The organism is Campylobacter sp. IFREMER_LSEM_CL2256, from assembly GCF_025771645.1.
Lineage (GTDB): Bacteria > Campylobacterota > Campylobacteria > Campylobacterales > Campylobacteraceae > Campylobacter_D.
Window position 1 is genome coordinate 73,866 of record NZ_JAKMQQ010000008.1, and the last position, 13,046, is coordinate 86,911.

The window sequence follows — 13,046 nt, forward strand, 5'->3', positions numbered from 1 at the left end:
AATGAAAAAAATATTATATGTTGTTTTGGCGTTATTTGGTATATTGGCTTTAGGTGCTTGCTCAAGCGATAAAAATCAAGCTAGTGCTTCTAGTGAAAAAGTTTATAAAGTAGGTATAGCTGCAAATTATCCTCCTTTTGATTTTGTTAAAGATGCAAAAATTACCGGATTTGATGTTGATTTACTAGAAGAGATTGCAAAAAGAGAAAATTTAAAACTTGAGTGGGTAAACATGAGTTTTGATGGTTTGATCCCTGCTTTAAAAGCTGGAAAGATTGATATGATAGCTTCTGCTATGAGTTCAACACCACAAAGACTTACTAGTATGGATTTTAGTGATACTTATTTTAATACTAAAAATTTATATTTAAAACTAAAAACAGATTCTAGTATCAGCGATAAACAAAGTTTGGAAGGTAAAAAAATAGGTGTTCAACTTGGAACCATCCAAGAAAGTGCTGCTAAGGCTATTCCAAATGCTCAAGTGGTGGCTAGCGAAGAAATGTTAGCTGCAATTTTGGCTTTAAAAGCTGGTAAAGTTGATGTAGTTTTAACAGATAAAGATATCGGTAAAGGTTATTTAAAAACTAATGAAGAGTTAGAAGCATTTTTAGAAGAAAATGATGGAAGTTCGGGTTTTTGTATAGCTTTTGATAAAGGAAAACAAACTGAGCTTGTTCAAAAAATTAATGCAGGTTTAGAAAAAGTTAAAGCTGATGGTACTTACCAAAAAATCGTAGAAAAATACGATTTACAATAATCAACTTAAAGCCTTGATACTTGCTTTCAAGGCTTTAAAAAAATACTCTATATCTTCTTTTGTGTGTGTATAATGAAAACCCACTCTTAGCCAACCTGGTTTAAATTTTAGCTCTTGATTATCTTTTAATTTTAGTAAATCATGCCCATAAGGTCCTGCGCAAGCACAGCCTGCTCTTGTTTCTATCTTATAAGTTTTGCTTAGTTTGTAAGCTAAATCAAAAGGAGAAATTCCTTCTATGTTAAAAGCAAAAATAGGCAATCTATGAGTGATATTTTTTGCATATAAGATCATTTTTGGAAAATTTGTACATTGTTTTAAAAAATACTCACAAAGCTCTTTTTCTTTTTTTTCTATATTTTTTAAACCTATTTCATTGCGTACTTTAAAAGCTAAACTTGCTCTAATAAGTTGAATAATTCCAGGTGTGCCACCTTCTTCTAAATTTTCAACCTCGCATAAGTATTGTTGAGAAGTTCTTGAAACATAGCCTACGGTTCCACCTGCAGCAAAGCTAGGAGTATTACCACATAGATTTTTTTTAATAGCAAGTAAGCCACAAGATCCTACACCACCAAGTAATTTATGAGAACTGATAAACACTGCATCGTAAAATTTAGGATTTAAGTTAGCATAAGGAGCTAAGGTGGAAATATCAAAAGCAACTACGCCATCATATTGTTTGATTAGAGTGTAGATTTTTTTATAATCACTTAAAATTCCTGTGACATTTGAAGCAGCGTTAAAACTTGCTATGATTTGTCTGTTTTTGGATTTTTTTAACAATTTTTCCAAAAAAGCATAATCTAACTCGCCTTTTTTATCTAAGGGTATACGAACGCATTCACACAAAGCTTCTCTGAATGAAAGTTCGTTAGAATGATGTTCATAAGGTCCTACTATAACTAAAGGTAAGGTGTTTTTATCTGTATTTTTAAAGTATTTTTCTTTAATAAGCGGAGGTATATATAGACCTAAAAGCTCTTGAAATTTTTTAATAGCAGCTGAAGATCCACTCCCACAAGCTATAAGAGCAAAGCTATCATCTAATTCAAGATATTTTTTTAAATTTGTTCTTGCATTTTCATAATGTTGCTGCGTGATGAAAGAATTTAAAGAGCTATCTGAATGTGTATTTGCATAAGTTGTAAGAATTTTTTTTATTTCTTTTTCTATACTTTTTAATGCTAAAGCACTAGCTGTAAAGTCAAAATAATATATGCCTTTTTTTAAAATAATATCTTGTTTTAATGTTTCAATATTCAAAAAAATCCCCCAAAAATTTGTTAAAATTATATCATACAAAATATTTAAAATAAGGATGTGGTTATAAATTTTAGTGATTTTTCAAAACGCTGTGAAACTTTGGAGCTTAAAAATATTTTTGATTTTTATAGTATTTTTGATGAGTTTGAATTTGATTTGAAATTAAGTTTGTATGATAATATTTTAAATGTTTTTATTTTAAAAGCTTTTGATATTTTATCTTATTTAAATTTAGATGATAATGCTTTGAAGGCTTTGAGCGTTTTAAGTAAAAATGATAGAAAACGCTATTCTATCAATAAATCTATTCCGCATTTTCAAGCTCTAGGACTTGTTAATAAACTTTTAGAAAAAAATATTTTGACTTTGGAAAAAAGTCAAGAAAAGCCTATTGTGAAAAATAAAAGACAAAAGATTAAAAAAGAATTACGCTCATATAGCATTCAAGATAAGGTTGTTTTTAAAAATCAAGGATTGAGATTTTTCTTTTATTTTATATATCCTAATTTAAACTTAATTACGATGAAAAGATACAACGAGCTAATGGAGGTAATCCAAGAAAATTTAGAAAAATATCAAAGCTTTACTTTTGAGCTTTTGTGTAAAGAATTTTTAGCTAAAAAGCTTAAGGTAAAGCAGGTGTATAGTTTTTGGAATTATTATTGTGAGATAGATCTTTATTATAAAAAAGAAAATTTTTGTGTTTTAGGTGAGGTTAAATTTAAAGAAAGAAAAATATGTAAAAATATTTTAAATACCTTAAAAAACAAAGCAAAACAGTTGCAAATTCAATCTAATTTATATGTGCTTTTTTCAAAGAGTGGCTTTAGTAAAGAGCTTATTCTAAATAAGGAGCGTAATTTGCTTTTATATACTTTAGAAGATTTTCAATTTTTAATTAAGGATTAAGTGTGGATGAGAATATTTTAAAAAGTTTAGATTCTAGTGAAAAAGAAAACTTACAACAAGGGCTAAAAGCCTTAATAGAGCAAACCTATGTTATAGAAAATGAATATAAGCAACTTAATGAAAACTACACTGCGTTAAGACAAATGGTAAGTGATATTATAGAAGTTTTACCAATGGCTTTGTGGGTTTTAGATACTAATAAAAAGATAACACTTCAAAATAACTTAGCTAATCAACAACCAAAACTTTTAGAAAAAATTGATCTTGAAAAAACTCATTATGAGCTTGAGTTTGATCATAAATTTTATTTAATAAAAGTCACCTCTCATGCCGATAAACTTATAGTTAATGCTACTGATATTAGCGATGAAAAAAGGAATGAAAGATTAGCCAGTATGGGTACAGTAGCAGCACACCTAGCACATGAAATACGCAATCCTATCGGTTCTATTTCTTTGTTAAGTTCTACTTTGTTTGAAAGAAGTGAGTTAAAAAATAAGCATATAGTATTAGAAATTCAAAAAGCTATTTCTAGGGTGGAGCGTATTGTAAATTCTACTTTGCTTTTTACAAAAGGAGTGCATGTTAATTTAAATGAATTTAATTTAAAAGAATTACAAGATGAATGCGAACAAGCTATTGGAGCTTATAATTATCTAGCTAATATTGATTTTACATTTGAATTTTTAGATTTAAAAATCAACGCAGATAAATCTTTGCTTGCTTTGGTTTTGCAAAATTTGCTTTATAATGCCATAGATGCTATTGAAGAAAGTGAAAATGATGATGGTTGTATAAAAGTTAAATGTGAGCAAAAAGAAGATAAAATCTTTATTAAAGTTTATGATAACGGGGTAAGTATCAAAGATAAAAAAATGGTTTTTGAAGCTTTTAAAACAACTAAGTTAAAAGGCAATGGTCTAGGGCTTTCTTTGTCAAAACAAATTATTGATGCACATAATGGAATTTTAGGTTTTGATGAAAATCCAAAATGTTTTTTTATAGAGCTTAAAATTTAAGCTCTATAAAATAAATTTTTTCTTAAAATAATAAAAATATTTGTCCTCATAGCTCAGCTGGATAGAGCGCAGAATTCCTAATTCTGAGGCCGCAAGTTCAAACCTTGCTGGGGACACCATTTAAGGAAAAAGATGTTTCATATAGTCTTGGTTGAGCCTCGCATACCGCAAAATACAGGAAGTATAGGTAGAATGTGTTTTAATGCGGGATTTACTTTACATATTATCAATCCACTTTTTAGTATCGATGAAAAGGCAGTTAAAAGAGCAGGGCTTGATTATTGGAAAAAATTAAATCCTTTATTATGGAATAATTTAGAAGATTTTTTAAAAGAATATGAAAAATTTCAAGATAGATTTTTCTTTGCGACAACTAAAACTACTCAAGCTTATTTTGACGTAAATTATCAAAAAGGCGATTTTTTGTTTTTTGGAAGTGAAAGTTTTGGCTTGCCCATGGATTTAATGCAAAAAAAATGGGAAAATGCCATTACTATACCGATGAAAGATTGTGGTAGAAGTTTAAATTTAGCTACAAGTGTAGGTATAGTGAGTTATGAGGCTTTGAGGCAAAATTTTGCCTCTTTTGAAAAATTTTAATGATTTAAAACTTGATTTAAAAATTCTTTCAATCTTTCATTTTTTGGGTTTTCAAAAGCTATTTTAGGACATTCATCTACTGCTATAATGCCTTTATCCATAAAGAAAATTCGATTAGCTACATTTCTTGCAAATCCCATTTCATGTGTAACTACAAGCATGGTTAGACCTTCTTTAGCTACTTCTTTCATGATGTTTAAAACTTCACCTATCATTTCAGGATCTAAAGCTGAAGTTGGCTCATCAAATAAAATCACATCAGGATTCATCATTAATGACCTTGCTATGGCAATACGCTGTTTTTGTCCGCCTGAGAGCTTGTGAGGAAAATAGCTTTCTTTATCACTTAAGCCAACTTTCTTGAGTAATTCTCGTGCTTTTTTTACTGCTTCGTCTTTACTCATGATTTTTGTTTGTACTGGCGCTAGACATAAATTTTCTAAAACATTTTTATTATTAAAAAGATTAAAATGTTGAAATACCATGCTTACTTTTTGACGAATTTTATTGATATCTGCTTTTTTATCAAGTATATTAACATTATTGATATAAATATTACCACTATCTGGTGTTTCAAGTTTATTTAAACAGCGTAAAAAAGTACTTTTTCCACCTCCACTAGGCCCTATAATAGCAATAATATCACCTTTATGTACTTCAACGCTAATATCTTTTAAGACTTCTAAATCTCCGTATTTTTTAATTAAATTTTCTATTTTAATCATGTTTATTTAATCTCACTTCTATAATTCTTGCGATAAGTGTTAAAATTTTAACACTTATATAATATACAAGTCCTGTAAAAATAATAGGTTTAGGGTTGTAATAGATTGCTTGTAAGCTTTTACTTTGCATGGTAATATCCATAACACTAATATAACCTACTATTGAAGTTTCTTTAAATAAAGAAATAAATTCATTCATTAAAGAAGGTAAAATGTTTTTAATTGCCTGTGGGAAGATGATTAGTCTCATAGAAGCAGAATAATTAAGTCCCATTGCTCTTGCTGCTTCCATTTGTCCTTTGTCTACGCTTTGAATTCCACTTCTTACGATTTCAGCTACATAAGCAGAGCTATTAAGTCCAAGTGCGATAATAGCTACATAAAAATTATCACTCCAAGTAGCAAAAATCACTACAGAAAAAATCAAAAGTTGTAAAAGTAAAGGGGTTCCGCGTATGATGTCTATGTATTCATCTATAATAAAATTTAAACTTTGGATTTCTAAAAATCTTAAAAATGCTAGAAAAAAACCAAACACTATTCCTATTAAAATCCCACCCACTGTTAAACCAAGTGTTGTGAAATAACTATGAACATAAGCTTTAGCTTCTATGGTATAAGCATATTCACCTGTGGCTAAACCATTTTGATCTTTGATTTGTAAAATTTCAATAGGAAATGAGAAATAAGCCCAAAAAATAATAATGGCAAAAAATACAAAAAGTTTCATCGTATTTTGTTTCAACTTGCACACCTTGATAAATTTTTAAAAATCTAAGTGTATAAAAATTAAGTTTTCTTTTTACTTAAAGGTGTTTTATGTGATGTTGTTGTTAATATTTTGAGTTAAAATTTCACATAGCTATAAAAAATAAAATAAAATTAACCTAAAATTATATTTTTTTATAACAAATTCATTTTTTTATGATAAATTTGTATTTGAAAATTTATAAAAAAGGAGATAAATATGGATTTAATATCCCAATTTGTTGCCTTTGTGAATAATCAGTATTATTCTATTTTAGTAATTTTACTTATTGTCACGGGGTTTTATTATAGTTATTTGACTGGTTTTGTGCAATTTCGAATGCTTCCTTATGTGTTTGATATCTTAACAGAAAAGCAAGAAAAGCATGAAAAACACCATATTACTCCTTTTCAAGCTTTGATGATTTCAACAGCTTCAAGAGTTGGTATAGGAAATATCGCAGGTATCGCAGTAGCAGTTGTTTTGGGTGGACCAGGTGCTTTATTTTGGATGTGGGCTATGGCGTTTTTTGGTGGCGCCTCAGCTTTTGCAGAAAGTACTTTAGCACAAGTTTACAAAAGCCGTGATGGTAAAAGTTTTAAAGGTGGTCCTGCTTATTATATTAGTAAAGCTTTAAATTTAAAATGGCTTGGAGCTGTTTTTGCGGTGATTTTAATCATTACTTATGCTTATGGATTTAATGGTCTTCAAAGTCAAACTATGACTTCGGCATTTGAGTTTTACTATAAAGGCATGGTTGATGCTAGTGAAGTAAGCTTTGCTCAAAGTTGGTGGCCTATTGCAATAGGAGCAATTTTAGCTGTTTTTGCTGCTTATATGTTTTTTGGTGATCATACTAAAATAGGTAAAGTAAGCTCAGTTATCGTTCCTATTATGGCAATGATTTATGTTGGTTTATCTATCATAGCAATGTTTATGAATTTTGATAAAATTCCTGAAGTGTTTTCTATGATTTTTAAAAGTGCTTTTGATTTTGAAGCTATTTTTGGTGGATTTGCAGGTTCTGCTTTGGTTATAGGTATAAAAAGAGGATTATTTTCTAATGAAGCAGGCATGGGTTCAGCGCCAAATGCAGCAGCTTCAGCTCTTACAACTCACCCTGCAAAACAAGGAGTTATTCAAGCATTTTCTGTATTAATTGATGTGATTATTTGTACAAGTTCAGGATTTTTAGTGTTATTTTCACTTGCTTATGCAAATAATATCGGCGTAGATGGTAAGCCTATTTTAACAGCACTACCCTTGGTGCAAGAATCTATGAAAGAATATTATGGAAATTTAGGTGTGCATTTTACTACTGTTAGTATAGTTTTATTTGCTATTACTTCTTTGATAGGAAATTATTATTATGCTCAAGCAAATATTAAATACCTTACTCAAAATCCTATTATTATCAATCTTTTTAAAGCAAGCGCTGTGCTTATGATTTTTATTGGTGCAAATATGGATTTAAAATTTGCGTGGGATTTAGCTGATACTACCATGGCATTTATGGCTACGATTAATATCATTTCTATTTTATTACTTGGTGGTATAGTGAAAAAGGTATTAAAAGACTTTAGCGAGCAAAAAAGACAAGGTAGAGATCCGGTATTTAGTGCTTCAAAGCTTGGTATTAAAAATGCAGAGTGTTGGGACTAATGATAGATTATATTATTATTGCTTTGTTTATAGCTTTTATGGTTTTTCTTGTGTTTGGCTTTAACCGCCAAATGCAAGAAAAAGCTAAACAAAGAGAAGAAAAACTAAAAACAAAGAAAGATTTTAAAAAAAATAGGTAAAATACACTAAAAATTTTTAAAAAAGAGTGTAAAATGAAATTGTTAATAGAAATAGGCACAGAAGAACTTCCTGCTATTCCTTTATTAAAAGAGCTTCCAAATATTACTAAAAAATGGGAAAAGATTTTACAAGAGTATCATTTAGAATCTGAATTTAAATTTTTCTATACTCCTAGAAGATTGGTTTTTATTCATGAAAATTTTAAAGAAAAACAAGATGATTCTTTTGTGGAATTTATAGGTGCACCTAGGGCGATAGCTTATAAAGATGGAAAGCTTACTCAAGCAGGGCTTAGTTTTTTAGAAAAAAGTGGCTTAAAAGAAGAAGAGCTTGAATTTAAAGAAATTAAAGGCAAAGAAGTCTTGTATTGTCAAAAACAAGTGCAAGGCTTACAAAGTAAAGCAGTTTTAGCTCAAATGATTGAAACTTTCTTAAAAAGCTTGAGCTTTGGTAAAACTATGAGATGGGGCGATGGTAGTTTTGAATTTATTAGAGCTATTCGCTCGCTTTGTTGTGTATTAAATGATGAGTTGATTGAGTTTGAAAGCTATGGTGTTAAAAGTGCAAAAAGTACTTTTGTACATAGAAGTGTTAGTTATGATTTGATAGCTTTTGCGAATATTGATGAGTATTTTAAAACTTTAGAGCAAAATTATATTATTTTAGATCAAGAACAAAGAAAAAAGCTTATTATCGAACAGTTAAAGATGCTTGAAAAAGAAAATGATATTACTATTGCAGAAGATGATGAGCTTTTAGCTGAAGTTGTAGCTATCACAGAGTATCCAAAAGCATTATTAGGGCATTTTGAAAAAGAGTATTTAGAAATCCCAAGTGAGGTAATTATCACTTCCATGAGAGAAAATCAACGCTATTTTGCAGTATTTAAAAACAATACTTTAAGCAATCATTTTATCGTAGTTTCTAATGCAGTTTGTAAAGATTATTCTAAAATCATTAATGGAAATGAAAGAGTTTTAAGAGCAAGATTAAGTGATGCGATGTTTTTTTGGAAAAATGACTTAGCGCAGGGCTTAAATAATGATAAAATAAGCCAAATGATCTATCTTGAAGGACTTGGAACCTTAAAAGATAAAATCATCAGAGAGAAAAAAATCGCCGCTAAGCTTTGTGAGGTTTTTGTTAATACTCAAAAAGATGAAATTTTAAAAGCTATAGAATACTCAAAAGCTGATCTAAGCACTCAAATGGTGTATGAATTTACTGATCTTCAAGGCATTATGGGTTCTTATTATGCTAAAGCTATGGGTATGAGTGATGAGCTTGCTTTGGCTATTAAAGAACAATACCTTCCAAATGGTGATAATTCAGCTATGCCAAGTAATGAATTTAGTTCTATTGTAGCTTTAGCTTATAAATTTGATACACTTATGGGGCTTTTTTCAATGGGGAAAATCCCAAGTGGTACAAAAGATCCTTACGCTTTAAGAAGAGCAGCAAATGGTGTTTTAAAAATTATTTTAGCTTTAAATAAAAATTTTGATCTTAAGATATTTTTAGAAGCAATAGCTAGTGAGTATAAAAGCTTTGATTTGAAAATTTTATTAGATTTTATCTTAGAGCGTTTATATACTTTTTATGAAGTAAATGCTTCTTTTGTTAAAGCTGTGCTTAGCTCTAAAACTTATGATGTTATTTATATTGATTCTTGTATTAAAGCTTTGATTCAAAGTGCAAATAAGGCAGATTTTAGTCAAAATTTTACTACTTTTAAGCGTTTGGCAAATATTGCAGTATTAAGCGAGGTTCAAATTAATGAAAATTTGTTTAACACTCAAGAAGAAAAAGATTTATATCAAGCTTTTATGCAGTGTAAAACAAAAGAAAATAATACCCAAGAGCTTTTAGAAAGCCTTTTTGCGCTCAAACCGCAAATTGATGCTTTTTTTGATAAAGTAATGATTAATGACAAAGATGAAAATATTAAAAACAATCGTCAAGCTTTAGTATGCGCAATTTATCGTGAGTTTTTAAAAATAGCTGATATTAAAGAGCTTAGTATATGAGAAAAATTCTTTTTTTACTTTGTTTTTTGGTGTTTGCATTAGAAGCTAGAGAGATTGAGCTTGTAAAAGGGCAAGTAGTTTTTTTAGAATTTGATAAAAATAATTTTTTACAAGTTAGTTCAAATTCTAAAAAACTTCCTTTTTTTGAGTATAAAAATAAAGTTATTGTTAGTGTATCTATGCCTTATAAAAACCCCAAAGATAGAAAATTAATAGCTGAATTTAAAGATAATTCCAAAGAGGAAATTAATATAAAATTTAGCGAAGGAAATTATAAAAAAGAATTTTTAAAAGTTAGTGCTTCTAAGGTTAATCCACCTAAAGAAACACTTGATCGCATTAGCAAAGAATATCAAGAAGCTATTAAGGTTTATAATACCTATACTAATACAGCTTTATTTGAAGGCAGTTTTGCATACCCTTTAGAAAGTAAAATTACAAGTGATTTTGGCAAAGCAAGATTGTTTAATGATACTCTTAAAAGTTATCATAGCGGAACTGATTTTAGAGCAGCAAGTGGGACAAAAATTTATGCAAGTAATGATGGTATTGTAAGGATTGCTTCAAATCGTTACTATGCGGGAAATTCAGTGGTGATTGACCATGGATATGGGATTTATTCTCAGTATTATCATCTATCAAAACTAAATGTAAAAGTAGGACAAAAGGTAAAAAAAGGCGAGCTTATAGGTTTGAGTGGAGCTAGCGGTAGGGTTACAGGGCCACATTTGCATTTTGGAATTTTAGTTAATGGTGTGCAAGTTGACCCACTTGATTTTATAGCTAAATTTAATGCTTTATAATGATAGTTTTTAGTGAGTTTTTTCAAAATTGGATTGATAAATATTACTCCCAAGCTGTGAGTGTTGGCAAAAACGGAGATTTTTATACCACAGTTAGTGTGGGAAATCTTTTTGGAGCGCTCTTAGCTAATCATTTTTTAAAACTTATAGATGATAAAAAGCTAATTTTACCGGTTGAAGTTGTAGAAATAGGAGCAAATGAAGGGCATTTAATGCTTGATTTCATACAAGCTTTATACACTCTTAGAGCTGATGTTTTAGAGCAGATTGAGTGTTTTGTCATAGAGCCGCATGAAAAGTTAAGATGTGTTCAAAAAAAACTTTTTGATGAGTATGATTTAGACGTGAAAATTTATAATTCTTTAGAAGAATGTCATTTTAAAAATGCCTTTTTTTATGCTAATGAATTATTTGATTGTTTTACATGTGAACTTATAAAAGATAGAACAATGGCATATGTTGGTGATGATTTAAACATTGTTTTTAAGCCTATGAGTGAAGAACTTTTAAAAGAATGTGAAAAATATGCTATCACTAATAGTGAGCTTTGTATCTCTTATAAACCTTTTTTATCCAAATTAAAACAAACTTGTGAAAAATTAACTTTTGCATGTTTTGATTATGCAAAAAAAGAAGAAAAAATTAGTATTAGAATGTATAAAAATCACCAAGTGTATAATCTTTTTGAAGAGAATTTAAAAGATTTTTTTGCTAAAAGTGATATTACATATAATGTAAATTTTGATCATTTTTTACAAGTTTTAAAAGAAGAGGGCTTTGAGGTGTTAGAATATAAAAATCAAAATCAAGCCTTAATTGACTTTGGTTTGGAAGAAATTATCGAACACGCTAAAAATACTAACCCTCAAATTTATAAAAACTTTATCAACCAAAGTAAAAATTTGATGTTTAACTTTGGCGATAAGTTTAAGTTTTTAGAATTTAAGATTTAAAATCACTGCTTGTAATATCAAGCCCAAAACCTTTTAAACCTATAAATTCTTTATCGGTATTTTGACTTAGAAGTTTGATTTTTGAAATTTTTAAATACCTTAAAATTTGCGCTCCTATGCCATAATTTTTATATTGTGTGTTTTCTTGTTTTTCATTTTTCATGAAAATGATTACACCACCTTTTTGGCTTAAAAACTCAATTTGCTTTAATAATTCATTGAATTTATTAGAAGTTAGAAGTTCAAAATCGCTTCCACTGAGATAAAATTTAACATTCTCACATTCTTTCAAAGCGCCAAAACTAAAAGTTATATGTTCGTTTTTATTATGATCTTTAAAGGTCATTTTTTTAGCTTTAAAACCTGCCAAAATACTATCTTCTTCTTTGATTAAAGAAATCAAACTTTCATTTTTTAAACGATACTCGATTAAATCTGAAATAGTAATCATATTAATATCGTGTTTTTTGCAAAACTCAAGCAAATCGCTTCTTCTAGCCATATCTCCATTATCTTTAACAATCTCACATATCACACATGCTTCTTTTAATCCTGCTAAGCGACATAAATCCACCGTGCCTTCTGTGTGACCTGTTCTTTCTAAAACCCCACCTTTTTTTGCTATCAAAGGATTAATATGTCCAGGACGCACAAAATCATTTGCCTTTGCATTATCATCAGCAAAAATTTGTATAGTCATATCCCTTTCACAAGCACTTACTCCTGTTGTTGCATTTTTTGCATCGACAGTGATGGTAAAAGCTGTTTCGTGATTTGATGTATTTTTAGGCACCATTAAAGGTAGTTCAAATTTTTTAGCTAAGTTCTCACTCAATGCTACACACACCACACCTCTTGCATGAGTAATGGCAAAATTTACTTTTTCTTGTGAGCTAAATTGTGCAGGGAAAATCAAATCTCCCTCATTTTCTCTATCTTCTGCATCTACCATAACTAGCATTTTGCCATCTTGAAGTTCTTTTATAGCTTGTTCTACACTAACATATCCCACTATCAATCTCCTTTTTTCTATTTTTTAAGAAATTATATAATATTTTTCTTGACATTATGCAAAAAATAATATATAATACCAATTTTAATTTAAAAATTACTTCATTTATTGGGGTATCGCCAAGCGGTAAGGCAACAGGTTTTGGTCCTGTCATTCAGGGGTTCGAATCCCTTTACCCCATCCACTTTATATGATGCCGCGAAGTAGAGCAGTGGTTAGCTCGTCGGGCTCATAACCCGAAGGTCGGGAGTTCAAATCTCCCCTTCGCAACCAATTTCCTAATAAAATTTTTCAAAGAATTTAAATTAGCTACAGAGTAAATAAAAATATTGTTAATCTTACTTTTAATGATTTTCATTAGTTTTAATACTCTAATTTAACATATCAGAAATTTGAATTTAGCTTTAATATAAAACACTTA

Annotated in this window: 13 protein-coding genes and 3 tRNA genes; 12 read left to right on the forward strand and 4 right to left on the reverse strand. The window is 29.2% G+C overall.

Annotation, left to right across the window (positions count from 1 at the left end):
* Position 1: 1 nt before the first annotated feature.
* Positions 2–760 (forward strand): basic amino acid ABC transporter substrate-binding protein, encoded by a 759-nt coding sequence (locus L8U00_RS05470; protein WP_263708804.1) that lies wholly within the window; start codon positions 2–4, stop codon positions 758–760.
* Here L8U00_RS05470 and L8U00_RS05475 read toward each other — a convergent pair whose 3' ends face one another.
* The gene (locus tag L8U00_RS05475; protein WP_263708805.1) at positions 761–2,026 is read right to left on the reverse strand and encodes an aminotransferase class V-fold PLP-dependent enzyme; all 1,266 of its coding nucleotides are present in this window, start codon (positions 2,024–2,026) and stop codon (positions 761–763) included. It lies immediately after the preceding gene.
* A gap of 57 nt (positions 2,027–2,083) precedes the next feature.
* Between L8U00_RS05475 and L8U00_RS05480 the strand changes: the two genes are divergently transcribed.
* The 4 genes from L8U00_RS05480 (at position 2,084) to L8U00_RS05495 (ending at position 4,554) form a co-directional block, all read left to right on the forward strand.
* Complete coding sequence (locus L8U00_RS05480) at positions 2,084–2,935, forward strand: DUF234 domain-containing protein (protein WP_263708806.1); 852 nt, start codon at positions 2,084–2,086, stop codon at positions 2,933–2,935.
* Positions 2,936–2,937: 2 nt separating this feature from the next.
* Positions 2,938–3,954, forward strand: a complete 1,017-nt coding sequence (locus L8U00_RS05485) for a sensor histidine kinase (RefSeq protein WP_263708807.1) — start codon at positions 2,938–2,940, stop codon at positions 3,952–3,954.
* 42 nt (positions 3,955–3,996) lie between these two features.
* Positions 3,997–4,073 (forward strand) — tRNA-Arg (locus L8U00_RS05490).
* A gap of 13 nt (positions 4,074–4,086) precedes the next feature.
* Positions 4,087–4,554 (forward strand): tRNA (cytidine(34)-2'-O)-methyltransferase, encoded by a 468-nt coding sequence (locus L8U00_RS05495; protein WP_263678963.1) that lies wholly within the window; start codon positions 4,087–4,089, stop codon positions 4,552–4,554.
* Here L8U00_RS05495 and L8U00_RS05500 read toward each other — a convergent pair.
* Both L8U00_RS05500 and L8U00_RS05505 read right to left on the reverse strand, forming a co-directional pair.
* Positions 4,551–5,279, reverse strand: coding sequence for an amino acid ABC transporter ATP-binding protein (locus L8U00_RS05500; RefSeq protein ID WP_047208169.1), 729 nt, complete (start codon positions 5,277–5,279; stop codon positions 4,551–4,553). The genes L8U00_RS05495 and L8U00_RS05500 overlap by 4 nt on opposite strands.
* On the reverse strand, positions 5,272–6,009 hold the full coding sequence (locus L8U00_RS05505; RefSeq protein WP_412175424.1) for an amino acid ABC transporter permease: 738 nt from the start codon (positions 6,007–6,009) through the stop codon (positions 5,272–5,274). Before L8U00_RS05505 ends, L8U00_RS05500 begins: the two co-directional genes overlap by 8 nt.
* A gap of 237 nt (positions 6,010–6,246) precedes the next feature.
* Here L8U00_RS05505 and L8U00_RS05510 point away from each other — a divergent pair, with 237 nt between their 5' ends.
* Genes L8U00_RS05510 through L8U00_RS05530 form a run of 5 tightly spaced genes read left to right on the forward strand, consistent with a single transcriptional unit; the run spans position 6,247 to position 11,613 of the window.
* The gene (locus L8U00_RS05510) at positions 6,247–7,689 is read left to right on the forward strand and encodes an alanine/glycine:cation symporter family protein (RefSeq protein ID WP_263708809.1); all 1,443 of its coding nucleotides are present in this window, start codon (positions 6,247–6,249) and stop codon (positions 7,687–7,689) included.
* Positions 7,689–7,829 (forward strand): hypothetical protein, encoded by a 141-nt coding sequence (locus tag L8U00_RS05515; protein WP_164717489.1) that lies wholly within the window; start codon positions 7,689–7,691, stop codon positions 7,827–7,829. The genes L8U00_RS05510 and L8U00_RS05515 overlap by 1 nt, the downstream gene beginning before the upstream one ends.
* Positions 7,830–7,862: 33 nt before the next feature.
* Positions 7,863–9,857 (forward strand): glycine--tRNA ligase subunit beta, encoded by a 1,995-nt coding sequence (glyS, locus tag L8U00_RS05520; RefSeq protein WP_263708811.1) that lies wholly within the window; start codon positions 7,863–7,865, stop codon positions 9,855–9,857.
* Positions 9,854–10,660, forward strand: coding sequence for a M23 family metallopeptidase (locus tag L8U00_RS05525; RefSeq protein ID WP_263708812.1), 807 nt, complete (start codon positions 9,854–9,856; stop codon positions 10,658–10,660). Before glyS ends, L8U00_RS05525 begins: the two co-directional genes overlap by 4 nt.
* A gap of 2 nt (positions 10,661–10,662) precedes the next feature.
* Positions 10,663–11,613, forward strand: coding sequence for an SAM-dependent methyltransferase (locus L8U00_RS05530; RefSeq protein ID WP_318529520.1), 951 nt, complete (start codon positions 10,663–10,665; stop codon positions 11,611–11,613).
* Here the strand turns inward: L8U00_RS05530 and L8U00_RS05535 are convergent.
* Positions 11,603–12,625, reverse strand: a complete 1,023-nt coding sequence (locus L8U00_RS05535; RefSeq protein ID WP_263708816.1) for a bifunctional 3,4-dihydroxy-2-butanone 4-phosphate synthase/GTP cyclohydrolase II — start codon at positions 12,623–12,625, stop codon at positions 11,603–11,605. The genes L8U00_RS05530 and L8U00_RS05535 overlap by 11 nt on opposite strands.
* Positions 12,626–12,734: 109 nt before the next feature.
* Between L8U00_RS05535 and L8U00_RS05540 the strand changes: the two genes are divergently transcribed.
* Both L8U00_RS05540 and L8U00_RS05545 read left to right on the forward strand, forming a co-directional pair.
* Positions 12,735–12,809: transfer RNA gene (locus L8U00_RS05540), tRNA-Gln, on the forward strand.
* Positions 12,810–12,822: 13 nt separating this feature from the next.
* Positions 12,823–12,898: transfer RNA gene (locus L8U00_RS05545), tRNA-Met, on the forward strand.
* Positions 12,899–13,046 lie beyond the last annotated feature (148 nt).